The sequence below is a fragment of the Streptomyces sp. yr375 genome, assembly GCF_900110755.1.
GTDB lineage: Bacteria > Actinomycetota > Actinomycetes > Streptomycetales > Streptomycetaceae > Streptomyces.
The window spans coordinates 83,050-106,189 of sequence record NZ_FOFF01000018.1 but is presented as its reverse complement, the minus strand read 5'-3'; the positions used below and the strand labels follow the sequence as shown (position 1 = coordinate 106,189).

Sequence of the window (23,140 nt, the reverse complement as noted above, 5' to 3'; positions counted from 1 at the left end):
CTCCTCTTCCTCCCCTTCGCCCCGGGACTCGCCTCTGATCTGACCCGTGGTACGCCGAAGGCTCGGTGCCCTCGCGGGTGCCGAGCCTTCGGTACTGCCGTCTACCGACTCGCGTCAGTGGGCGTGGCCGTGGCTGTGGCCGCCGGCGGCCGGCTCTTCCTCTTCCTTCTTCTCGACGACCAGGGTCTCGGTCGTCAGGAGGAGGGAGGCGATGGAGGCGGCGTTCTCCAGGGCGGAGCGGGTGACCTTGACCGGGTCGATGACGCCGGCCTTGACCAGGTCGCCGTACTCGCCGGTGGCGGCGTTGAAGCCCTGGCCCTTGTCGAGCTCGGCGACCTTGGAGGTGATGACGTAGCCCTCCAGGCCGGCGTTCTCGGCGATCCAGCGCAGCGGCTCGACGACGGCGCGGCGGACGACCGCGACACCGGTGGCCTCGTCGCCGGTCTTGCCCAGGCCGCCCTCCAGCACCTTGGCGGCGTGGACGAGCGCGGAGCCACCGCCGGAGACGATGCCCTCCTCGACCGCGGCGCGGGTCGCGGAGATGGCGTCCTCGAGGCGGTGCTTCTTCTCCTTCAGCTCCACCTCGGTGGCGGCGCCGACCTTGATCACGCACACGCCGCCGGCCAGCTTCGCGAGGCGCTCCTGGAGCTTCTCGCGGTCCCAGTCGGAGTCCGTGTTCTCGATCTCGGCCTTGATCTGGTTGACGCGGCCGACGACGTCCTCGTGGTTGCCGGAGCCGTCGACGACCGTGGTGTCGTCCTTCGTGACGGTGACGCGGCGGGCGGAGCCGAGCACGTCGACGCCGACCTGGTCGAGCTTGAGGCCGACCTCTTCGGAGATGACGGTGGCGCCGGTGAGGACGGCCAGGTCCTGCAGCATCGCCTTGCGACGGTCACCGAAGCCCGGGGCCTTGACGGCGACCGCGTTGAAGGTGCCGCGGATCTTGTTGACGACGAGGGTGGAGAGCGCCTCGCCCTCCAGGTCCTCGGCGATGATCAGCAGCGGCTTGGAGGAGTTGGTCTGGATGACCTTCTCCAGCAGCGGCAGCAGGTCGGAGATCGAGGAGATCTTGCCCTGGTTGATGAGGATGTAGGGGTCCTCGAGGACGGCCTCCATGCGCTCCTGGTCCGTCACGAAGTACGGCGACAGGTAGCCCTTGTCGAAGGCCATGCCCTCGGTGAAGTCCAGCTCCAGACCGAAGGTGTTGGACTCCTCGACGGTGATGACACCGTCCTTGCCGACCTTGTCCATCGCCTCGGCGATGAGCTCGCCGACCTGCGTGTCCTGCGCGGACAGCGCGGCGACGGCGGCGATGTCGGCCTTGTCGTCGATCGGGCGGGCCGAGGCGAGCAGCTCCTCGGAGATCGCCTTGACGGCGGCGTCGATGCCCTTCTTCAGGGAGGCCGGGGAGGCGCCGGCGGCGACGTTCTTCAGGCCCTCGCGGACGAGCGCCTGGGCCAGGACCGTGGCGGTGGTGGTGCCGTCACCCGCGATGTCGTTGGTCTTGGTCGCCACCTCCTTCACGAGCTGCGCGCCGAGGTTCTCGTACGGGTCGTCGAGCTCGACCTCGCGGGCGATGGTGACGCCGTCGTTGGTGATGGTGGGTGCGCCGAACTTCTTGTCGATGACGACGTTGCGGCCCTTGGGGCCGATCGTCACCTTGACCGTGTCGGCAAGCTTGTTGACGCCGCGCTCGAGGGCGCGACGGGCGTCCTCGTCGAACTTCAGGATCTTCGCCATGGAAGCGGTTCAGCCCTCTCGGAAAACGTGGGACGAACGGCGCCCCCAGCACCCGGCTTCACAAAGTCGCGGGGGCCAGGGGCGCAGTTCACTGCAAAACTGGGTGAATTACTTCTCGATGATCGCGAGCACGTCGCGAGCCGAGAGGACGAGGTACTCCTCGCCGTTGTACTTCACCTCGGTGCCGCCGTACTTGCTGTACAGGACGACGTCGCCGACCTTGACGTCGAGCGGCAGGCGCTCGCCGTTCTCGAAGCGACCCGGGCCCACTGCGAGGACGGCGCCCTCCTGGGGCTTCTCCTTCGCGGTGTCCGGGATGACCAGGCCAGAGGCGGTGGTCTGCTCGGCGTCGAGCGGCTGGACCACAATGCGGTCCTCGAGCGGCTTGATGGCAACCTTGGAGCTGGTGGTCGTCACGATCCGACCTCCCCCTTCGGAGATCTCACGGGGTTAACTGTCTGAGGTGGCGACCAGGTGGATCCGTCGTCGCGGGTGCCGGACCTGCCCGTCGCTGTTGGCACTCTCCAGGGGGGAGTGCCAGAAGTGAGACTATGACTGCGATTAGCACTCGGTCAAGCGGAGTGCCAATGCCGGCGGCGCGTCGGCCGGTTTTCAGTTGGCGTGAGTGTCCTTGTTGGCGGTGCTGGTGTGGGCCTTGTACTGGGGGCTGCCGCCCCCAGGCCCCCGCTTCGGCCCTTAAGGGGCCTCGTCCTCAAACGCCGGACGGGCTGAAAGGCAGCCGCCCGGTCGGCGATGGAGGGGCTTCGCCCTCAAACCCGGACAGGCTGAAAGGCAGACGTCCGGTCGGCCTCGCCCTCAAACCCGGACGGGCTGAAAGGCAGACGCCCGGTCGGTGATGGAAGGGCCTTGCCCTCGAACCCGGACAGGCTGAAAAGCAGACCCCAGGCCTGCGATGGAAAGTGTCCGGGGCTGGGCTCCTGAACAACCCTTAGACGTAGTCCTCCAGGCGGGCCACCGTCAGGCCCTGCTTCTGGATTTGGCGTAGGAGTCTTGCTGTTCGGGTTCTCAGGCCTGGGGGGGTTGTCTCGTCCGGGGCCACGGCGATGATGTCGCCGGGGTGGAGGTGGGGGGAGCCTTGGGTGTAGGTGAGGTGGGTGGGGCCCATGGCGGCTCGCCAGAGGATGATCGCGGTGATGCCGCAGTCGGCGGCGGCGCGGCGGGTGGTGATGTCGTAGGTGCCGTAGGGCGGGCGGAAGAGGTGGGGGCGGCGGCCGAAGCGGGAGCGGAGTTTGTCCTGTTGGCCGCAGATCTCGGCGCGCTGGCCGGGGTAGGGCAGGCCGCGCAGGGCGGGGTGGTCCAGGGTGTGGTTCTGGATGTTCGCGCCTACGGACTGGAGGCGGGCGAAGTGGCCGTAGCCGGGGCCGACCACGGTGTCCGTCAGGAACAGGCTCACCGGGAGGCGCAGTTCGCGGACCATGTCGACGAAGCGCGGGTCGCGTTCCGCGCCGTCGTCGTAGGTGAGGAAGACGACCTTGTCGGTGGTCGGGATCGTCGTGAGGACAGGGGTCAGGGCCGGTGTGTCTGGGGTGCCTGGCAGGGGGCGGGGGGCCGGGTGGGGGGGTGCTGCGGGCAAGGGGGTCGTCAGGCCCCAGCGGTGGTACGGGGCCTGGGCGGGTGGGTTCACTCGGGTCGCGGCCTTCTTGCCCAGGCGTTCGATCGGGTCGACGGACTGGGCACAGCCCGTCAGGGTGGTCGTCAACAGCGTCAGGGCTGTCATGGCTGCCAGGGTCAGGCGGGGGGTCGGGGTCGGCCGCGTTCTCACAGGTAGTCCTCCAGGCGGGCCACCGCGTAGCCCTCGGCCGTGACCTTGTCGAGGAACTTGCGGACCATGTCGGGCATAGTGCCCTTCCATTCGCCGCGGCCCCGGAAGTGGCTCAGGACGATGTCGCCGGGGTGGAGGTCCTGGTCCGCCTCGCGGTACTCCCAGTGGTCGACGAAGACCTCCTCGTCCCAGAGCGGGGCGTAGCGCACGCCGCAGGTCTTCGCGGCGCGCAGGGTGTCCTGGTTGTAGTTGCCGTAGGGCGGCCGGAAGAGGGCGGGGCGTTTGCCGTAGTGCTTCTCGACGACGTCCTGCATGCCGCAGATCTCGCGCTTCTGGCGGGCGTAGGAGAGGGCCGGCAGGTAGGGGTGGTGGAGGGTGTGGTTGTTCAGGACCACACCCTGGGCCTGCATCTTCTTGAAGTAGCCGTAGTCCTCCTTGATCAGGTAGTCGCTGAGGAAGGCCGTGTAGGGGATGTGCAGTTCGCTCATCATCCGCAGGAACGCGGGGTCCTTCTCCGCGCCGTCGTCGATGGTGAGGAAGACGACCTTGTCCTTGGTCGGGACCGTCGTGAAGACCGGGGGGAGGCCGAGTTCCTCGTGGTCGTCGACCTCGAAGCCCTCGCGGGTCGTGATCTCCGGTTTGTGCGCGGGCGGCGCGGGGGGCGTCAGCGGGACCTTCCGCAGACCCCAGCGTTTCGCCGCGGCGACGCGGGCCTGCTGGGCGGCGCGCAGTCGTGAGGCGTACGTGTGCAGGGCCCGGGCGGCCGGGGCCTCGGGGGGTGCCGCCCGGTCCGGTCGCTGGCCGCCCGGCGCGGGGCGGGTTCCCGTGCCCGCTCCCGCTCCCGTCCCCGTTCCCGTTCCCTTGACGCCCCCTCCGCAGCCCGTCGCGATGGCCGCCAGGGTGAGGACGGCGGCCGCGGCGCGGATGCCCGCCAGGCGCGGTGCCCGGCGTCGATTCGGGTGCGGAGAACGGACGTTGTTGTCATCATTTTGTACGACAGGTCCCATGGCGCCGGATCCTCGCAGTCACCGCCCCGGAACCCCGCCCGACACCGCCGCCGGAAGCGCACCGTCCACCGACTGGCCCACAATGGCCAGGTGAACCCGGTGACCGATCTAGCCCCCCTCCTCACCCCCGAGGGCCGCGCCCTCCTCGACGCCGTGCGCGGCACCGACCCCGCCGACGAGCTCGCCGTCGCCACCCGGCTGCGCCGCGAGCACCCCGCCGAACTGGTGTCCGCCGCCCTCGGGCAGGCCCGGCTGCGGCAGCGGGCGGCGGTGAAGTTCGGGGCGGCGGACGCCGGGCGGATGTTCTTCACGCCGAACGGGGTGGAGCAGTCGACGCGGGCGAGTGTCGCCGGTTACCGGGCCGCGCGGATGAAGGCGCTCGGCGTGACCTCGGTGGCCGACCTGTGCTGCGGGATCGGCGGCGACGCGATCGCGCTGGCCCGGGCCGGGATCCGGGTGCTGGCCGTGGACCGGGACCCGCTGACGGCGGCCGTGGCGCGCGCGAACGCCGACGCGCTCGGGCTCGCCGACCTCGTCGAGGTGCGCGAGGCGGACGTCACGGACGTCGACACGAGCGGCTACGACGCCGTCTTCGTCGATCCGGCGCGGCGCGGCGGGCGCGGGCGGATCTTCGATCCGGAGGCCTACTCGCCGCCCCTGTCGTGGGCGATCGGGGCCGCCCTGGCCGCGCCCCGCGCCGCCCTGAAGATCGCGCCCGGCGTGCCGCACGAGGCGATCCCCGCCGCGGCCGAGGCCGAGTGGATCTCGGACGGCGGGGACGTGAAGGAGGCCGTGCTGTGGTTCGGGGCCGGCGCGCCGGGGGCCGTCCGGGCGACCCTGCTGCCGGGGCCGCGGACGCTGCTCGGCGCCGGTCTGCCCGACCCGGCGGTCCGGCTGGTCGGGCGGTATCTGTACGAGCCCGACGGCGCGGTCATCCGGGCGCATCTGGTCGCGGACGTAGCCCGGGAGCTCGACGGCGGGCTGATCGACGAGACCATCGCCTACGTCACCGCCGACGCCCTGCGCGCCACCCCGTACGCCGTGGCCTACGAGATCACCGACCAACTCCCGTTCAACGTCAAGAAGTTGAAGGCGCTGCTGCGGGAGCGGGAGGTCGGCATCCTCACCGTGAAGAAGCGGGGGTCGGCCGTCGAGCCGGAGGAACTGCGCAGGAAGGTGCTGCCCAAGCCGCACGGGCGGAACTCCGCGACCGTGTTCCTGACCCGGGTGGCGGGAGCCCCGACGATGCTCGTCGGCGCCCCCGCCGGGCCTGCTGCCGGCTCGGTTACTGCCGGTGCTGCTGTTACTGCCGGTGGAGCGTCTTGAGCGGTGCCATGTTCCGGTGCGCGTCACCGGCCGGGGCGACGGGGCGCTGCGCCGGGGCGGCCGTCCGGTCGTCGTCCGTGCCCTGCGCGAAGGAGGTCTGGCCGGCGGCCGGCGGGATGACGCCGTTGAAGTACGGGACGTACTCGACGTAGGCGCTGCCCGCGCTCATCGTGGCGCCCGCGGTGTTCAGCGCGGCCGGGGAGATCGAGCCGTTGACGCCGAAGGCCGCCGTGAAGTTGACGCCGGCGGACTCGCGCTGGAGGTAGTTGTTGACCTCGGGCGACAGGACGGCGGCGCTGGAGGTCCACAGGAGCGGCGCGAAGACGTTCATCGCCGACGCGGCCGACACGCCGTCGCGCCAGGAGCCGGAGTAGGCGAGGGCGGTCTGGCCCGGCGCGGACCACCAGAACATGGCGATGGCCACCGAGATGGACGGGTCCGTGGTGCCCGAGATCGGGTAGTACGAGTACGTCGACGGCCACCGCGAGAAGCTCGCGTGGGTCAACGCGTACTTCGCCGCCGCACCGACCGTGATGATCATGGTCTTGTCGGGGTTCAGGCTGTTGAGGTACGACTGCGTCGACGCCGGCAGCTTGGTGCCGTTGGTGAGGACGACACCGCCCGCGCTGGCCGCCCCGTCGGAACCGGCCGCGGACGCCGCCGAGAGGGCCGCGCGGTACTCGGCGCCGCCGGCCAGGAAGACGTACTTCGGGGCGGAGCTGATGGTCTTGGCCACCGTGACCGAGGTCGCGTAGGGGTCCGCGCCGGTCAGCCGGACCGGCGTGTAGCCGAGCGCCTTCACCTGGGTGGCGACCGTGGCCGCGAGGACCGACGTGCTGCCGACCAGGTAGACGGGCAGGCCCGGCTTCAGGGTCCGCTTCAGCTCGGCCTTCGTCGTCGACGACAGCCCGGTCTTCGGCGTCATCAGCACCGGACCCGCCTTGCGGCCGGCCAGGGCGGGCGCGGTGACGGCGTACGCCGGGTCGTCCTGGTTGACCAGCACCGCGGACTTGGCCGTCATCAGGCCGGGCCGGCTCTCGCCGATGGCGTTCCAGGTCCAGCGGGAGGAGGCGGTGGCGGTGAGGTAGGCGTTGGCGCCCCAGACCCGGCTGACGGTGTTCTTGCGCAGCGGCTGCCAGTTGGGGTTGTCGCCGGTCGCGGTGTCGCCGACCTTGGTCAGGTCGCCGGTGGCCAGGTCGACGTACTCGGTGGTGTGCACGTCGTCGCTGTTCGGCGAGGTGTGGGCGTCGAACACGATCCGCTTGCCGGTGGGCGACCAGGACGGGTTGGCGAATCGGCGCGGGCCGGTGGTGCGCTGCTGGAGGTCGGTGCCGTCGGCGTTCGCCGTGAAGATCTGCGGGTTGCCGTCGCTGTCCTCGCGGACGAACGCCAGCTTGGTGCCGTCCGGGGACCAGGCGGGCTGCTCGGCGTCGGCCACGGCGAGCTTGACCGTCTTCTTGACGCTGTCGAAGACGTACACGCCGGCGGCGTCCGCGCCGCAACCGCCGGCCCGGCGCTCGAACGCGACCAGGCCGCTCGGGGCGACGCTCGGCTCGGAGTCGCAGACGGTGGCCGGCTCCAGGTTCGCCGGCAGCAGCGGAACGGGCGCCCACGCGGCGTCGGAGGGACCGTAGGCGAGCTGGCCGCCGCTCGCGAAGACGATGTAACGGCCGCCGAACCAGAACGTCAGGTCCTCGTACGGGGCGCTGGAGCGCAGGCCCTCGGCCCACGGCAGGACGATCTTCTTGGTGCCGTTGGGCAGCACGGTGGAGATCTGGCCGGACACGCTGGCCAGTCGGCTGCCGTCCGGCGCCCAGGTGGCGTAGCTCCCCACGTTGGGGATCCGGCCGACCGTGCCGGTGGCGGGGTCGACCAGCGCCCCGCCGTCGCTGAGGATCCGGCCCTCGGTGCCGGGCCACGGTCCGGCGTCGTCGGCGACGGCGCCGGGTGCGGCGGCCAGGGTGCCCGCCGCGGCGAGCACCGCCATGGTGGCGAGCGCAGCGCTGCGGCGGCGCGTGAACAGTCTCAAGTTGTCGACCCCCCGGGTCATACGACGTCAGTGGTGCCGCGCGCGGGCGGGGTCGGCGGCTCTCCCCTAAGGGTCTTCCCCAGGGGCCTCCCAGGCCGACCGCACAACCGTTCCCTCGCGGCTGGATCACTGTAGTCCTCAAGGGCCACAGGGAGAACAGAGTTACGAGTCGTACGGGTGGGTACGGGTGGTACGGGTCAGCGGCCGCATGCTGCGGCCCGTGCCCGCAGCAGCTCCCGCTCCCGTTCGTTGGCGGTCAGTTCCGCCGCGCGTTCGAACTCCGTCCTCGCCTCCGTCGTACGGCCCAGGCGCAGGAGCAGGTCGCCGCGGACGCTGGGGAGGAGGTGGTAGTCGCGGAGGGCCGGTTCGGCGGCGAGGGCGTCGACGATCTCCAGGGCGGGGGCCGGGCCGTCCGCCATCGACACGGCGACCGCGCGGTTGAGTTCGACGACCGGGGACGGGGCGCGGGCGGCCAGCAGGCCGTACAGGGTGGCGATGGCCGTCCAGTCGGTGTCCTCGTAGGTGGGGGCGTGCGCGTGGCAGGCGGCTACGGCGGCCTGGAGGGCGTACGGACCGGGCGCGCCGGTGGCCGTCGCGCCCGCGCGGTCGAGGGCGGCGATGCCTCGGGCGACGAGTCGGCGGTTCCAGCGGCGGCGGTTCTGGTCCCTGAGGAGGACCGGGGCGCCGTCGGGGGCGGTGCGGGCGGCCGTGCGGGAGGCCTGGAACTCCAGGAGCGCGGCCAGGGCGTGCACCTCGGGCTCCTTCGGCATCAGCGCGGCCAGTTGCCGGGCCAGCCGCAGCGCGTCCTCGCACAGCGCCGGGCGCAGCCAGTCGTCGCCTGCGGTGGCCGCGTACCCCTCGTTGAAGATCAGGTAGATGACGTCGAGGACCGAGCCGAGCCGGGCCTCGCGGTCGGGGCCGTAGGGCACCTCGAAGGGGACGTTCCTGGTGGCGAGGGTCTTCTTGGCGCGGACGATGCGCTGGGCGACCGTCGCCTCGGGGACCAGGAAGGCGCGGGCGATCTCGGGCGTGCTGAGGCCGCCGAGCAGGCGCAGGGTGAGGGCGGTGCGGGCCTCGGCGGAGAGCACCGGGTGACAGGCGGTGAAGACGAGCCTGAGCAGGTCGTCGTCGATGGCGTCGGGGTCGGCGGGCTCCGGCGGCGGGGGCACGTCCTCGAGGTCGCGGCCGATCTCCTGGAGCTTGCGGGCGTAGTTCTCCCGGCGGCGCACCAGGTCGACCGCGCGGCGGCGGGCGATGGCCGTGAGCCAGGCGCCGGGGTTGTCCGGCACCCCGTCGCGCGGCCACTGCTCCAGGGCGGCGACCAGCGCGTCCTGCGCCAGTTCCTCGGCGATGCCGACGTCCCGGACGACCCGGGCGACGGCGGCGATGACGCGCGGCGACTCCAGGCGGAAGACGGTCTCGATCGCGGTACGGGGGTCCGAGGCGGGCTGTTGTTCCACAGCCCACCATCGAACACCCCTCGTGCCGTCAGACCAAGGAACGTGCCGTCAGAGCGAGGAACGCGCCAGGGAACGCGGCTGGGAAGGCCTGCGGGGCGGCGACTCAGCCCTCCGCGATCTCCCGCACCTCACAGGTCACGGTCCAGAACTCCTCGTGGACCTTGAGGAAGCGCTTGGTCCACTCGATGGCCTCGGCCCGGTCCTTGCACTGCATGATCGCGTAGCCGCCGACGGCCTCCTTGGTCTCGGTGAAGGGTCCGTCGGTGACGGAGATCGTGCCGCCCTCGTAGCGCACCCGGGCGCCCTGCGAGGTGGGGGTCAGTCCGGCGGTCTCCAGCATCACGCCGGCCTTGGTGATCTCCTCGATCAGCTCCCCCATGCGCTGCATCAGCTCGGGGCTGGGGCCCTCGGCGGGCGCGTTGTTCTCGTCGATCTGCACGAGCGACAGGTAGCGGGGCATGGTGACTCCTCGGGTCCGGGTCGGGTTCCGGGTCGGTTCCGGTGAGGTGAGCCGGGTCATTCCCGGCCTCTCACCCCTGCGTCGAACGGGAGCCGGCCGGATCGACACGGATCGACACCCGCACCCGAATTTATTTCAGCGCCCCGCACAGCGCACTCGCGGCCGGCGGCCTTCAGCACTCACGACCGCCGGCCGACCTGTCCGCCCTCGACGAAACCTGGACCGGCCCGGGATCAGCCCACCGTCACCGTCGGCACCGGGTTGCTGCCGCTCCAGTTCGCGTTGAACCCGAACGACACCGAACCGCCGTCCGGGACCGTCCCGTTGTACGAGGCGTTCGCGCACGTGACGGCCGCGCCCGACTGGGTGCACGTGGCGTTCCAGGCCTGGGTGAGCTGCTGGCCCGCGCCGTACGTCCAGGTCGCCTTCCAGGACGACAGCGCGGCGCCCGAGCAGGAGATCGTCACGTTCCCGGTGAACCCGGTGGACCACTGGCTGCCCACGCTGTACGTCGCCGTGCAGCCGCCGCCCGTCGGCGGCGGGGTGGTCGTACCGCCGCCGAGCGCCTCGGAGATGCCGTAGTACGCCGGTTTCGGCGCGTAGTTCGCGTCGTACGGCGTCGCCGCCCCGTAGCCCGGGAAGGTGCTGTCGACCCAGGAGTCGGAGTCGGCGAAGCCCCACACGGTGAGGTTCACGCAGCGCGCGACCGCCACGCAGGCGGCCGTGACCGCCTTGTAGTCGGCCTTCTGCTGGGCGAGTTTCGCGCTGTCCGCCGGGAGCGCCATCCGGATGTCCAGCTCGGTGATCGCCACGTCGACGCCGAGGTCGGCGAAGCGCTGGATGTTCTGCTGGAGGGTGGCCGGGAACTGGCCGACGATGAGGTGGGCCTGAAGCCCGACCCCGTCGATCGGGACCCCGCGCTCCTTCAGCGACTTGACCAGGTTGTACAGGGCGGTCGACTTCGCGTTGACGCCCTCGACGTTGTAGTCGTTGATGTAGAGCTTGGCGGCCGGGTCGGCGGCCCGCGCCCAGGTCAGGGCGTTGGCGATGTAGTCGGTGCCGAGGCCGTTGTACCAGAGGGTCGAGCGGTAGGTGCCGTCCTCGTTGAAGGCCTCGTTGACGACGTCCCAGGCCGCGATCTTGCCCTTGTAGCGGCCGACTTCGGTGTCGATGTGGTTCTGGAGCAGAGTGCCGAGCTGGGTCGGCGTCCAACTGCCGTTGGTCAGCCAGCTCGGGTTCTGGCTGTGCCAGACCAGGGTGTGGCCGCGCACCTGCTGGTTGTGGGCCTGCGCGAAGGCCACGATCTGGTCGGCCTCGGCCCAGTTGAAGGTGCCCTGGGTCGGCTCGACCGAGCCCCACTTCATGGCGTTGCCGGGCGTCAGCGAGCTGAACTGCGCCCCGGCGAGGTCGCCGTAGGTCCCGGTGAGCTTGGAGCCGGTGACCGCCGTACCGATGATCTTGCTCTTGGCGGTGCCGAGGTCGCGCAGGGGGGTGTCGGCCGCGTGCGCCGCGTGCGCCGTGAGCAGTAAGGCGAAGCCGGTCACGAGCGACGCCAGGGACAAGCCTGTTCTCAGAGATCTCATGCGGATGCCTCCGAAAGTTTCGGTCGTTCAACCGATTGGCTTCGGAGGAGTGTGGAGGCGTCCACCACACCCGTCAATACGTCGGCTTCCAGCCACGGCAGGCCCTCAGGGACCGGCCGGGAAACCTCTAAGGGGTCGGCGGCGCCGTGCTCGCCCGCACCACCAGACTCGTCGCCAGTTCCACCCGCGTCGCCGTCGGCGCCTCCTCGGACGTCGACCGCCCCAGCTCCAGCACCAGCCGGGCCGCCGCCTCCGCCATCTCCGTCAGCGGCTGGCGGACGGTGGTCAGCGGCGGCCCGACCCAGCGGGCCACCGGCAGATCGTCGAAGCCGACCACGCTCACGTCCTCCGGGATACGAAGTCCCAGCTCACGGGCGGCCTCGTAGCAGCCGAGGGCCTGGAGGTCGTTGCCGGCGAAGACGGCGGTGGGCCGGTCGGGGCGGGCCAGCAGCTCGCGGCCGAGGCGGTAGCCGGTCTCGTGGTGGAAGTCGCCGGTCATGATCAGCCCGGTGTCCACCGGCAGCCCGGCGGTCTCCAGCGCGGCGCGGTAGCCGTCGACGCGGGCGCGGCTGCACATCATCTGCGGCGGCCCGCTGATCGCCCCGATCCGCCGGTGCCCCAGCTCGACCAGGTGCCGGGTGGCGGCAAGCCCGCCCTGCCAGTTGGTCGCGCCGATGGACGGCACGTCGGCGCCCGGGTCGCCCGCCGGGTCCATCACCACGAACGGGATGGAACGGCTGGTCAGCAGCGCCCGCTGGGACTCGTCGAGCCCGGAGAGGACCAGCACGACGCCGTGCGGACGGCGGGCGGCGACCTGGTCGGCCCAGGTCCGCCCGGGTGTGAGGCGGCCCGCGCTCTCACTCAGCACGACGCTCAGCCCGGCGTCCCTGGCCACGTCCTCCACGCCCCGGATGACCTCCATCGCCCAGGCGCTCTCCAGCTCGTGGAAGACCAGGTCGATCAGGGGGGAGCGGGTCGCCTCGGCGCGGCGGCGCCGGTAGCCGTGGGCGCGCAGCAGGTCCTCGACACGGGTGCGGGTCGCGGGGGCGACATCGGCACGGCCGTTGAGGACCTTCGAAACAGTCGGTGCCGATACGCCGGCCTCACGAGCGATCTCCGCGAGCGTCGCGGTCTGCTTCGACCGCGCTTCTGTCCGCGTTTCTGTGGGCTCCGAGGGTGTCATGGCGGCGATCGTATCCCCACGCGACCCCTTGACGAACCCATGGGGACGCCATAGGTTCCCGGAACATTCGAAGTGCGTTGCGAAACATTCGAATCCTTAGGGACAGGAGTCTCATGACCACCGCCCCCTGGCGTGACCCCGCCCTGCCCGCCGCCGCCCGTGTCGACGACCTCCTCTCCCGGATGACCCTGGAGGAGAAGACCGCGCAGTTGTACGGCGTGTGGGTCGGCGCCGCGACGGACGGCGACGGAGTCGCCCCGCACCAGCACGACATGACCGCCGACTACGACTGGGACGAGCTGATCACCCGGGGGCTCGGCCAACTGACCCGGTCCTTCGGCACCGCCCCCGTGGACCCGGCGGTCGGCGCCCGCGCACTGGCGCTCGCCCAGCGCCGGATCGCCGCCGCGAGCCGCTTCGGCATCCCGGCGGTCGCCCACGAGGAGTGCCTCGCCGGCTTCACCGCCTGGCGGGCCACCGCCTACCCGGTGCCGCTGGCCTGGGGTGCCGCCTTCGATCCGCCGCTGGTGGAGGAGGTGGGCCGGGCGATCGGCCGCGACCTGCGCGCGGTCGGCGTCCACCAGGGTCTGGCCCCGCTGCTGGACGTCGTCCGCGACCCGCGCTGGGGACGGGTCGAGGAGACGATCGGCGAGGACCCGTACCTGGTCGGCACCGTCGGCACGGCCTATGTGCGCGGGCTGGAATCGGCCGGGATCGTCGCCACGCTCAAGCACTTCGCCGGGTACGCGTCCTCGGCGGGCGCCCGCAACCTCGCCCCGGTCCGGGCGGGCACCCGCGAGTTCGCGGACGTCACCCTGCCGCCCTTCGAGATGGCGCTGCGCGAGGGCGGCGCCCGCTCGGTGATGGCCGCCTACACGGAACGCGACGGCGTCCCGGCCTCCGCCGACCCCGAACTGCTGACCCGCCTCCTGCGCGACGAGTGGGGCTTCACCGGCACGGTCGTCGCCGACTACTTCGGCATCGGCTTCCTCCAAACCCTCCACCGGGTCGCCGGCACCCCCACCGAGGCCGCCCACCTCGCCCTGGCAGCCGGCATCGACGTCGAACTGCCGACGGTGAAGTACTACGGCGACGTACTGATCGAGGCGGTACGCCGGGGCGAGATCCCCTTGCCCCTGGTCGACCGGGCCGCCCACCGCGTCCTACTCCAGAAATGCGAACTGGGCCTCCTGGACGAAGACTGGCAGCCTGAGCCGAAGACCACAGAGGCCGCCGGGTCCGCCGAGACGGCCGAGACGGCGACCGCCCCGGCGATCGATCTCGACCCCCCGGCGAACCGCGCCCTGGCGCGGCGGCTGGCGGAGGAGTCGGTGGTGCTGTTGGACAATCCCGACGGTCTGCTCCCCCTCGCGCCCGACACCCGGATCGCGGTCGTGGGTCCGAGGGCGGCGGACGCCATGGCGATGCTCGGCTGCTACTCCTTCCCCTCCCATGTCCTCACCCACCACCCCGAGGCGGAACTCGGCATCGAGATCCCGACCCTCCTGGAGTCCCTGCGGGCCGAACTCCCGGACGCCAAGGTGACGTTCACGGAAGGCTGCGGGGTCTCGGACCCGGACCCGTCCGGGTTCACGGAGGCCGTCGCGCGCGCTTCGGAGGCGGACGTCTGCCTGGCCGTGCTCGGCGACCGGGCGGGCCTGTTCGGCCGGGGCACCTCGGGCGAGGGCTGCGACGTGGCCGACCTCACCCTGCCGGGCGTCCAGGGCGAGCTGCTGGACGCGTTGGTGGCGACGGGCGTCCCGGTCGTCCTCGTCCTGCTCACCGGCCGCCCGTACGCGCTGGGCCGCTGGCACGGGCGGCTGGGGGCGGTCGTCCAGGCGTTCTTCCCCGGCGAGGAGGGCGGTCCTGCGGTCGCGGGCGTGCTCTCGGGCCGGGTGAACCCCTCGGGCCGCCTCCCGGTGAGCGTGCCCCGGCTGCCGGGCGGCCAGCCCTGGACCTACCTCCAGCCGCCCCTGGGCCTGGCCGGCCAGGTCAGCAACCTGGACCCGACCCCGCTGTACGCCTTCGGCCACGGCCGCTCGTACACGGAGTTCACCTGGGAGGACTTCACCGGCCCCGACGCGGAGATCCCGACGGACGGCTCGTACGACGCCGCCGTCACGGTCCGCAACACGGGCGAGCGGGCGGGCGCGGAGGTCGTGCAGTTGTACCTCCACGACCCGGTGGCCGCCGTCACCCGTCCCGACGTACGCCTGATCGGCTACCAGCGCCTGGAGCTGGCGGCGGGCGAGTCGGCGCGGGTGACCTTCCACTTCCACGCCGACCTGTCGGCCTTCACCGACCGCGAGGGCCGACGCGTCGTCGAACCGGGGGCGCTGGAACTGCGGTTGGGGACATCGAGCGCGGCGGTACGGGAAGTGGCCCGGCTACGGCTGACCGGCCCGCTGCGCGAGGTGGGCACGGGACGGCGACTGCGGTGCGAGGTGACGGTCGTGAGCTGAGGGTCGTGAGCTGACCGTCGCGCGGGATCGGGGCTGACGGGGGCGGCGGCCCCTACGGGTCAGTGACCCGCCGTCCGCTCCGTGCCCGTCGCGAAGAACCGTGCCGCGTACTCGCCCGGGGGCAGCGGGCTCTCGCGCATGAGGGAGAACACCTCGGCGCCCTCGCCGGGGGCGCCGTCCATGGCGTAGGCCTCGGCGAAGCCGGTGTAGGCGACGTCGTCGAGGTCCGCGCAGTACGCGGCGGCCTCGGTCTCCCCGTGCTCGATCGCCTCGTCGAGGGAGTGGGCGGTCCAGAGGGTGACGCGCTCCTCGTAGACGCCCAGGGACACGTGCCGGAAGACGCACCGGACGCCGTACCAGGACGGCTGCTCCCCGACCGGCTCGAACCGCCACCGGTGCACGGCCCGCGTCACCAACTCCGCCCCGGGCTCCGGGAGTTCGGGCAGGTCGGGATCGTCGTAGGCCGTGTCCCACCAGGTGATGACGAGGACCCGGTCCTGCGGCGCGCGGAAGGTCTCGCGGCGCAGGGGACGGGGGGTCAGCTCCCCGGCACGGGCGCGGGCCCAGGCGAGGAGGTCGCCGCCCCGGCCCTCCGCCGCCCGGGCCTCCCACATCAACGCGACGGTCATGACACCACCCTCATGGTCCTCAGGGACCTCATGAGTACAGGTTGTCCTTGCCGACCTCATGGGCATGGACATGGACATGGACATGGTCGTGGTCGTGGCCGGGCACGTGGGGGTCGGTCACCGGGAGGGACGAGTCCGCCGACAGGTCCCAGCTCGACGCGGCCCGCCCCCGGGCGACCATCTCCGCGCCCAGCGCCGCGACCATCGCGCCGTTGTCCGTGCACAGCTTGGGACGCGGCACGCGCAGCCGGATGCCGGCCGCCTCGCAGCGCTCCTGGGCCAGCACCCGCAGCCGCGAGTTGGCGGCCACGCCGCCGCCGATCATCAGGTGGTCGACGCCCTCGTCCTTGCAGGCACGGACGGCCTTGCGGGTCAGGACGTCCACGACCGCCTCCTGGAAGGAGGCGGCCACGTCCCGCACCGGGACGTCCTCGCCCGCCGCCCGCTTGGCCTCAATCCAGCGGGCGACCGCCGTCTTCAGCCCGGAGAAGGAGAAGTCGTACGCCGGGTCGCGCGGACCGGTGAGACCGCGCGGGAACGCTATGGCCTTCGGGTCGCCCTCGCGCGCGTACCGGTCGATGACCGGCCCGCCCGGGAAGCCCAGGTTCAGCACCCGCGCGATCTTGTCGAACGCCTCGCCCGCCGCGTCGTCGATGGTCGCGCCCATCGGACGGACGTCGGACGTGATGTCGCTCGACAGGAGCAGGGACGAGTGCCCGCCGGACACCAGCAGCGCCATCGTCGGCTCGGGCAGCGGGCCGTGCTCCAACTGATCCACGCAGATGTGGGAGGCGAGGTGGTTGACGCCGTAGAGGGGCTTGCCGAGGGCGTAGGCGTACGCCTTCGCCGCCGAGACGCCGACCAGCAGGGCGCCGGCGAGACCCGGACCGGCCGTGACGGCGATGCCGTCGAGGTCCTTCGGGCTCACGCCCGCTTCCTTCAGCGCCCGTTCGATGGTCGGGACCATCGCCTCCAGGTGGGCCCGGGAGGCCACCTCCGGCACGACCCCGCCGAAGCGGGCGTGCTCGTCGACGCTGGAGGCGATCGCGTCCGCCAGCAGGGTGGTGCCGCGCACGACGCCGACGCCGGTCTCGTCGCAGGAGGTCTCGATCCCCAGTACGAGGGGTTCGTCAGCCATTGGTCTCGGTTCCTTGCGTTCCTGCCACGGATGTGGACGGGTCGGTCAGTCGCATCACCAGGGCGTCCACGTTCCCCGGCTGGTAGTAGCCGCGCCGGAAGCCGATGGCCTCGAAGCCGAAGCGCTCGTACAGCTTCTGCGCGCGGACGTTGTCGATCCGGCACTCCAGCATGACCTCGGCGCACTCGAACGCGGTCGCCGCGCGCAGCAGCTCCGTCAGCAGCCGGCCGCCGAGCCCGGTGCCCCAGTGCGCGCGGGCGACGGCGATGGTCTGCACGTCGGCGAGGTCACCGGAGGCGGCGAGACCGGCGTACCCGACGATCCGGCCGCCCACGGTCCGGCCGTCGGCGGACGCCTCGCCCTCGCCGGTCTCGTCGACGGCGACGACATACCGGCGGGTCGCCTCGGCACCGCGGGCGTGGGCCAGGTCGGACCAGAACATGCCCCGGGACCAGGTGTCCTCGGGGAAGAGGTCCTTCTCCAGCTCCAGCACGGGTTCGATGTCCCACCAGCGCATCTCGCGCAGCACGGGGTGACCGGGTGGGTTGACGGCTTCGTTGACGGCATCGGTCACTTGGGGGTGACCACCTTGTAGTTCTTCGGCACCTGGGCGTCCGGCCTGCGCAGATACAGCGGGCGCGGCTCCGCGAGCTCCTCGCCCGCCGCCAGCCGCTCCGCGGCCAGGCTCGCCAGCGCCGCCGCGGAGACGTGCCCGGGCTCGTGCGCGTCCGGGAAGGCGTCCGGGTACAGCAGCGCGCCCGCGCCGACGGCCGGCAGCCCGGCCACCTCGTCGGCGATGTCGGCGGGCCGGTCCACGGCGGGGCCCGAGAGCCGCGTCCGGGAGTCGGCGTAGCGCGCCCAGTAGACCTCCTTGCGGCGCGCGTCGGTCGCCACCACGAAGGGTCCTTCGAGGTCGGCGGCGTACGCGAGGCCGTCGAGCGTGCACAGACCGTGCACGGGGACACCGAGCGCGAGCCCGAAGGTGTCGGCGGTCATCAGCCCGACCCGCAGCCCGGTGTAGGGGCCGGGGCCGACGCCGACGACGATCCCGGTGACGGCGTCGAGCCTGAGCCCGGCCCCGGCGAGCAGCCGGTCGACGGCCGGCAGCAGCAGTTCACCGTGCCGGCGCGCGTCCACCTGACTCGAGGAGGCGACGACGTCCGTGCCGTCGTGCAGCGCGACGGTGACGGCGGGGGTGGCGGTATCCAGAGCGAGCAAGAGCACGCAAACAGCCTACGGCTCCCACGCCCCGCACACGGCCGCGCCGACGGAGGCCGCACCGACTGCTAACGTCACCGCGAAACGTGACGTACGGGACAGACCCGTAGGTGAACGGCCAGAGCAGACAGTCAGCGCAGACGACGCAGTCGGAACAGACGGAACGGACGGGGTGGTCCCGGGTGGCAGGCAACAGCTCGACTATCGTGACCGGGCTCACCGCGGCGGCCCTGGCGACGGTCGGGTTCCTCGCCTTCCAGGCCTCGGCGACCGCCCCCGCCGACCTCGCCGAGCCGCTGCGCAGCGGGGCCCCGGTGCCGGTGCCGAGGGCGCACCCCGACAAGGAGCACCCGGCGGCGCTGCCTGCCGACTCCGGCGTGGGCGCGCGGGTCGTGTACGCGCTGGACGACGACCGGGTCTGGCTGGTGGCCGCGAACGGCAAGGTCAACCGCACGTTCAAGGTCGCCCCCGGCAGCGTGGACCCGCCCACGGGCGCCTACTCCGTCACCTCGCGCTCGGGCGCCGTCACCGGCACCGACGGCACCCCCATCGAACACGTCGTGCGCTTCGCCACCGTGGACGACGTCACGATCGGCTTCAGCGCGGCACTGGACGGCTCGCTGCCGGAGCCCGACCCGACGGTGCGCACGGGCGGCATCCGGGAGAGCGTCGCGGACGGCGACGCGATGTGGGGCTTCGCGACGATCGGCCAGTCGGTCGTCGTGGTCCCGTAGGTGTGATGCCGTAGGCGTGATCCCGTAAGGGTGATCCCGTAGAGCCGGCCCTAAGCGGCTTTGGGCTGCTGTTCCGCCGGCTCTTCCACGAGCGCGAGGTCGGGCAGCCGCGGCGGCGTCGAAACGGCCTCGGCCGCCGCGCACGACGCCAGCAGGTCCCGCATGGACACACCGGCGGACTTCGTGGACCCCGTGGATCCGGTGGATTCCGTGGATTCCGTGGCCGACATGGACGCCTCCTGAAGTTCGGGGGGCGGGCGTAGTTAGGTAGACCTAACCACGAACTGGATACCATGTGACCACGCACAAGACGCCGAACGCAACATCTTGCCGACGCCTTGTCGGAATATCCACGAAGTCAGGCGAGGTCGGTCAGCTCAACGCCAGGCCGTCAGGCGGACAGGACACTCAGGTCCGCCGAAGCCCACCGCTCGCCCAGCCCGGTGACGGTGACATGCCGTACTTCGTCCGTCGTGTCGCCGACGGACCGGTGGATACGGACCTGGAGCCGGTCGTCGGTCAGCTCCTCGACCTTGCCCTCGCCCCACTCCACGACGATCACCGAGTCGGACAGCGAGACGTCCAGATCGAGGTCCTCCATCTCGTCGAGCCCGCCGCCGAGGCGGTACGCGTCGACGTGGACGAGCGGCGGACCGTCCCCCAGGGAGGGGTGCACGCGGGCGATCACGAACGTCGGGGAGGTCACTGCGCCCCGGATCCCGAGCCCCTCGCCGAGGCCCCGGGTGAGCGTCGTCTTGCCCGCGCCGAGCTCCCCGCTGAGCATCACGAGATCACCGGCGCGCAACAGCTTGGCCAGTCGGCGACCCAACTCCCCCATCTGGGCAGGGGAGTTGACGACGATCTCCACGCCGTTGCCGACCGGGTCGGGCTCAGCCGGGTTGTGCGGTGCTACTGGTGCTTCCATAGCCATTCACCGTAGCGCCCGCCGGGACGGCACCCGCGCGGGTGAGGAGGTCGGCGAGCCGGTCGGTGACCACTTCCGGGTGCTCCAGCATCACCAGGTGCCCGGCGTCCGGCACCAGGACCAGTTCGGCGTCCGGCAGCAGGTCGGCGATGGCCTCGCTGTGCTCGCTCGGCGTGACCAGGTCCCCGATCCCGGCCAGCACCAGCACCGGCATGTCGGTGAAGCAGCCCAGCGCCCCGGTCTTGTCGTGGTCCGTGAAGGCCGGGTAGAACTCGGCGACGACGTCGATGGGCGTCCCCTCGATCATCCGCTCGGCGAACCGGGCGACGGCCGGGTCGACGTCCCGCGAAGCGAACGAGTACCGCTTGATGACCCCGGCGAAGAGATCGGCGGTGACCCGCCGCCCCTTCTCCACCAGGGCCGCCTGCTGCCCGAGCGCCTTCAGCACCCCCGGCAGCACCCGCCGCACCGCGTTCACACCGGCGACCGGCAGCCCGAAGTTGACCTCGCCGAGCCGCCCGGACGACGTCCCCACGAAGGCGGTGGCGACGACCCGCTCCCGGATCAGCTCGGGGTCCAGCGCGGCCAGGGCCATCACCGTCATCCCGCCCATGGAGTGCCCGACGAGCACGATCGGCCCCTCGGGCACGGCCGCGTCGATGACCGCCTTCAGGTCGCGCCCGAGCTGGTCGATGGTGACCGGCACGCCGTCGTTCACCTGGTCGTTGCCGCGCGCGGAGCGGCCGTGGCTGCGCTGGTCCCAGTGCACGGTCCGTACGACGCCCCGCAGGGCCGCCCGCTGGAAGTGCCAGGAGTCCTGGGTGAGGCAGTAGCCGTGGCTGAAGACGACGGTGACGGGCAGCGGCGCCTTGCGCCCGAAGAGCCGCCGCCGGCGACCGGGCGGCCCGCCCTGCGGCTCGACGTCGTCGACCTCGTAGTACAGCTCGGTGCCGTCGTCGGCGTACGCCCGCCCCGGGGTGCCGCGCAGTCCGCCGTAGGGCCCCGCCGAGTCGAGGGCGAGCCGGGCCTTGGCCCGCATGCCGCGCCCCACGGTCATCCGTTCCACGGCGACACCGGCCGCCGCGCCCGCGGCGATCACGCCTATCGCGGCGCCGGCGATACCGGTCGCCCGGCGCCAGCTCCCGCCCGTCCCCGTACCGGAGACGGCGGCGACGGCCGCCGAGGCGGCACTCGCCACTGCCTCCGCGCTGCTCTCGCTCACGTCCCGCTCCTGTCCGGCCGAAGTCCTTGCCCGTGTCCTGGCTCATCGACATAGACGCGGGGAACGCGCGCGCCGATGCGCGTGACGATCTCGTACCCGATGGTTCCGGCCGCCTGCGCCCAGTCCTCCGCCGTGGGCTCGCCGCGGTCGCCGGGCCCGAAGAGGACCGCCTCCGCGCCGGGCGGGGGTTCGTCGCCGCCGAGGTCGACGACGAACTGGTCCATCGCGATGCGCCCGGCGGCCGTCCGCCACTTGCCGTCGACCAGTACGGGTCCGGTCCCGGAGGCGTGTCGGGGAACACCGTCGGCGTACCCCAGGGGGACGAGCCCGAGGGTCGTCGCCCCGGGGGTGACGTAGTGGTGGCCGTAGCTCACGCCGTGCGCGCCCGGTACGTGCTTCACGAGGGCGAGAGAGGCCGCGAGGGTCATCACCGGGCGCAGCCCGAAGTCGGCGGCGGAACCCAGCTCGGGGCTGGGCGACAGGCCGTACATGGCGATGCCCGGGCGGACCAGGTCGAAGTGGGTCTCCGGGAGCGTCAGCGTGGCCGGCGAGTTGGCGATGTGCCGCACCTCGGCCCGCACGCCCTGCGCCTCCGCGTACGCCACCATCTCGCGGAACCGCCCGAGCTGTGCGGCGATGGAGGGATGCCCGGGCTCATCGGCACAGGCGAAGTGCGACCACAACCCGGTGACGCGGACCAGTCCCTCCCCCTCTGCCCGGCGAGCCGCCCCGACCAACTCGGCCCAGTCCCCGGGCTGGCACCCGTTGCGCCCGAGCCCGGTATCGGCCTTGAGCTGCACCCGGGCAGTGAGCCCGGCACCGCGGGCAGCGCCCACGACCTCCCGCAGCGCCCAGAGCCCACTCACCGACACGTCGATGTCGGCCTCGATGGCCTCGCGCCAGGGTCCGCCCGGCGTCCAGAGCCAGCACAGGATCCTGACGTCGGCGGGCAGCCCGCCCTGCGCGCGCAGCGCGAGCGCCTCCTCGGGCGTGGCGGTACCCACCCAGCCGGCCCCGGCCTCGACGGCCGCCCGGGCGCACGGCAGCGCCCCGTGCCCGTACCCGTCGGCCTTCACCACGGCCATGAACGCCGCCCCGGGCGCTTTGGCACGCAGGGTGCGCACATTGGCCCGCAGCGCGGCCAGGTCGATCTCGGCACGGGCGCGCGACGGGTTGGCGGGCGGCTCGACAGTCTCACTCATCGCGCCCAGTGTCTCAGAGGGCTTGGACAGCCCCCTAGGTACCGGGCCGGTGACCCCACACGTAGACCCGGTCGCCCTTCTTCAGCACACCCCACAGTTTCCGCGCGTCACCGAGGGTGAGATTGACGCAGCCCTGGGAGCCGATGGTGGTGTGGATGGTGCCGTAGACGGCGTGGAAGGCCTGGCCGCCGTCGAAGAACTGGGCGTACGGCATGGGGGTGTTGTAGAGGGTCGACACATGGTTCTTGTGCCGCCAGTAGACGGTGTGCCACCCCTTACGGGTCGGATGGGCGGCCCGCCCGCTCCGCATCGACACGGGCCCGAAGACGACCTTCGCCCCCTTCTGCACCCACGTCACCTGCCGATCGAGATCCACACAGGCGACCCGGTAGACCCGCACCGGACACTTCTTCGCGGCGTTCGGATTCTTCTTGGCGGAGATGAGCTGCATCCGAGCCCAGGTAACAGGCCCAGCAAACCCAATAGCAGGCTGGATCTTCTGAGTCTTCTGAAAAGCCCGGATGGCCCGGCAGTCGGCGGCGGACTGCTTCCCGTCCACCGTCAACTTCAGCCACCGCTCGACGGCCCGCTGATAAGGCCCCACCCGCTTGGTACAGGCCACCCGCAGGGCCACCTCCTCCAACGGCACGTACTCGACCAGCGCATACGTCCCGTCCACCGCCTCCCGCGGCTCAACGGCATCCTCGGCGGCAGACGGCTCGTACACCGTGGGCGCGAGCACCTGATCGGGCGTATCGATCTGCCAGGGCAGATCCACCCCCGGCGGCACACCGGGCACGAGCTGGTTCTGCGGGTCGGGCGGCGCGGGGGCGGCGCGGGCGGAGGCCCCAAGGGGAAGAAGAGACACGACAACAAGAAGAAAAGCCGCACTTCGTACACTGATCACACGATCAGAGAAACGCGGGCCACCCGTCGGCCGGGGACGGCGCGCGGTGGGGTCACCCTTACGAGGGGCAGCCTGCCCAGCCTGCTCATCAACGCCGGCCTCCAAGAGACAAGGGAGGCCATCCTGAAACAC

Annotated in this window: 20 protein-coding genes and 1 pseudogene; 3 read left to right on the top strand and 18 right to left on the bottom strand. The window is 72.0% G+C overall.

Annotated features, from left to right (window positions below; all coding sequences use genetic code 11):
• Positions 1 to 114: 114 nt before the first annotated feature.
• The 4 genes from groL to BMZ82_RS19675 all read right to left on the bottom strand — a co-directional run bounded on the left by groL (position 115) and on the right by BMZ82_RS19675 (position 4,530).
• On the bottom strand, positions 115 to 1,740 hold the full coding sequence (gene groL, locus BMZ82_RS19690; protein WP_093777498.1) for a chaperonin GroEL: 1,626 nt from the start codon (positions 1,738 to 1,740) through the stop codon (positions 115 to 117).
• Positions 1,741 to 1,848: 108 nt separating this feature from the next.
• A complete protein-coding gene (gene groES / locus BMZ82_RS19685; protein WP_020132158.1) occupies positions 1,849 to 2,157 on the bottom strand; it encodes a co-chaperone GroES in 309 nt (102 codons plus the stop codon).
• A 532-nt stretch (positions 2,158 to 2,689) separates the two neighbouring features.
• Positions 2,690 to 3,478 (bottom strand): polysaccharide deacetylase family protein, encoded by a 789-nt coding sequence (locus BMZ82_RS19680; protein WP_093777574.1) that lies wholly within the window; start codon positions 3,476 to 3,478, stop codon positions 2,690 to 2,692.
• A 41-nt stretch (positions 3,479 to 3,519) separates the two neighbouring features.
• Positions 3,520 to 4,530, bottom strand: a complete 1,011-nt coding sequence (locus BMZ82_RS19675; protein WP_177244562.1) for a polysaccharide deacetylase family protein — start codon at positions 4,528 to 4,530, stop codon at positions 3,520 to 3,522.
• A 99-nt stretch (positions 4,531 to 4,629) separates the two neighbouring features.
• Between BMZ82_RS19675 and BMZ82_RS19670 the strand changes: the two genes are divergently transcribed.
• Positions 4,630 to 5,856 carry a class I SAM-dependent methyltransferase gene (locus BMZ82_RS19670; protein ID WP_256252005.1) on the top strand — a complete coding sequence of 409 codons (1,227 nt, stop codon included), beginning with the start codon at positions 4,630 to 4,632 and terminating at the stop codon, positions 5,854 to 5,856.
• Here BMZ82_RS19670 and BMZ82_RS19665 read toward each other — a convergent pair.
• The 5 genes from BMZ82_RS19665 to BMZ82_RS19645 form a co-directional block, all read right to left on the bottom strand.
• Positions 5,834 to 7,885 (bottom strand): cell wall-binding repeat-containing protein, encoded by a 2,052-nt coding sequence (locus tag BMZ82_RS19665; RefSeq protein ID WP_256252004.1) that lies wholly within the window; start codon positions 7,883 to 7,885, stop codon positions 5,834 to 5,836. The two genes, BMZ82_RS19670 and BMZ82_RS19665, sit on opposite strands and share 23 nt — an antisense overlap.
• A 197-nt stretch (positions 7,886 to 8,082) precedes the next feature.
• On the bottom strand, positions 8,083 to 9,345 hold the full coding sequence (locus tag BMZ82_RS19660) for an RNA polymerase sigma factor (RefSeq protein ID WP_093777494.1): 1,263 nt from the start codon (positions 9,343 to 9,345) through the stop codon (positions 8,083 to 8,085).
• Positions 9,346 to 9,448: 103 nt separating this feature from the next.
• A complete protein-coding gene (locus BMZ82_RS19655) occupies positions 9,449 to 9,805 on the bottom strand; it encodes a YciI family protein (RefSeq protein WP_093777492.1) in 357 nt (118 codons plus the stop codon).
• A gap of 233 nt (positions 9,806 to 10,038) precedes the next feature.
• Positions 10,039 to 11,388 carry a glycoside hydrolase family 10 protein gene (locus BMZ82_RS19650; RefSeq protein WP_177244561.1) on the bottom strand — a complete coding sequence of 450 codons (1,350 nt, stop codon included), beginning with the start codon at positions 11,386 to 11,388 and terminating at the stop codon, positions 10,039 to 10,041.
• Between the two features lie 127 nt (positions 11,389 to 11,515).
• Entirely contained in the window at positions 11,516 to 12,571 is a 1,056-nt protein-coding gene (locus BMZ82_RS19645) for a LacI family DNA-binding transcriptional regulator (protein ID WP_093777488.1), read from the bottom strand.
• Between the two features lie 113 nt (positions 12,572 to 12,684).
• Between BMZ82_RS19645 and BMZ82_RS19640 the strand changes: the two genes are divergently transcribed.
• Positions 12,685 to 15,033, top strand: a complete 2,349-nt coding sequence (locus tag BMZ82_RS19640; protein ID WP_093777486.1) for a beta-xylosidase/alpha-l-arabinosidase — start codon at positions 12,685 to 12,687, stop codon at positions 15,031 to 15,033.
• 371 nt (positions 15,034 to 15,404) lie between these two features.
• Here the strand turns inward: BMZ82_RS19640 and BMZ82_RS41900 are convergent.
• The 4 genes and pseudogenes from BMZ82_RS41900 to tsaB all read right to left on the bottom strand — a co-directional run.
• Positions 15,405 to 15,662, bottom strand: a pseudogene (locus BMZ82_RS41900) (hypothetical protein); the annotation flags it as partial.
• A gap of 28 nt (positions 15,663 to 15,690) precedes the next feature.
• A complete protein-coding gene (gene tsaD, locus BMZ82_RS19630) occupies positions 15,691 to 16,800 on the bottom strand; it encodes a tRNA (adenosine(37)-N6)-threonylcarbamoyltransferase complex transferase subunit TsaD (RefSeq protein WP_093777484.1) in 1,110 nt (369 codons plus the stop codon).
• The gene (rimI, locus tag BMZ82_RS19625) at positions 16,793 to 17,317 is read right to left on the bottom strand and encodes a ribosomal protein S18-alanine N-acetyltransferase (protein ID WP_093777566.1); all 525 of its coding nucleotides are present in this window, start codon (positions 17,315 to 17,317) and stop codon (positions 16,793 to 16,795) included. The genes tsaD and rimI overlap by 8 nt, the downstream gene beginning before the upstream one ends.
• A gap of 53 nt (positions 17,318 to 17,370) precedes the next feature.
• The gene (gene tsaB / locus BMZ82_RS19620; protein ID WP_093777482.1) at positions 17,371 to 18,024 is read right to left on the bottom strand and encodes a tRNA (adenosine(37)-N6)-threonylcarbamoyltransferase complex dimerization subunit type 1 TsaB; all 654 of its coding nucleotides are present in this window, start codon (positions 18,022 to 18,024) and stop codon (positions 17,371 to 17,373) included.
• Between the two features lie 176 nt (positions 18,025 to 18,200).
• Between tsaB and BMZ82_RS19615 the strand changes: the two genes are divergently transcribed.
• Positions 18,201 to 18,752: a hypothetical protein gene (locus tag BMZ82_RS19615; RefSeq protein WP_093777480.1), complete on the top strand. Its 552-nt coding sequence runs from the start codon at positions 18,201 to 18,203 to the stop codon at positions 18,750 to 18,752.
• A 50-nt stretch (positions 18,753 to 18,802) separates the two neighbouring features.
• On the opposite strand, the gene BMZ82_RS19610 is transcribed toward BMZ82_RS19615, so the two are convergent.
• The 5 genes from BMZ82_RS19610 to BMZ82_RS19590 form a co-directional block, all read right to left on the bottom strand.
• Positions 18,803 to 18,982, bottom strand: coding sequence for a hypothetical protein (locus BMZ82_RS19610; protein WP_093777478.1), 180 nt, complete (start codon positions 18,980 to 18,982; stop codon positions 18,803 to 18,805).
• Between the two features lie 161 nt (positions 18,983 to 19,143).
• Entirely contained in the window at positions 19,144 to 19,677 is a 534-nt protein-coding gene (gene tsaE / locus BMZ82_RS19605; protein ID WP_093777564.1) for a tRNA (adenosine(37)-N6)-threonylcarbamoyltransferase complex ATPase subunit type 1 TsaE, read from the bottom strand.
• On the bottom strand, positions 19,643 to 20,899 hold the full coding sequence (locus BMZ82_RS19600; RefSeq protein WP_093777476.1) for an alpha/beta fold hydrolase: 1,257 nt from the start codon (positions 20,897 to 20,899) through the stop codon (positions 19,643 to 19,645). Before BMZ82_RS19600 ends, tsaE begins: the two co-directional genes overlap by 35 nt.
• A complete protein-coding gene (alr, locus tag BMZ82_RS19595; protein ID WP_093777474.1) occupies positions 20,896 to 22,101 on the bottom strand; it encodes an alanine racemase in 1,206 nt (401 codons plus the stop codon). The genes BMZ82_RS19600 and alr overlap by 4 nt, the downstream gene beginning before the upstream one ends.
• A gap of 34 nt (positions 22,102 to 22,135) precedes the next feature.
• Positions 22,136 to 22,969, bottom strand: a complete 834-nt coding sequence (locus BMZ82_RS19590; protein WP_256252003.1) for a L,D-transpeptidase family protein — start codon at positions 22,967 to 22,969, stop codon at positions 22,136 to 22,138.
• Between the last annotated feature and the right edge of the window lie 171 nt (positions 22,970 to 23,140).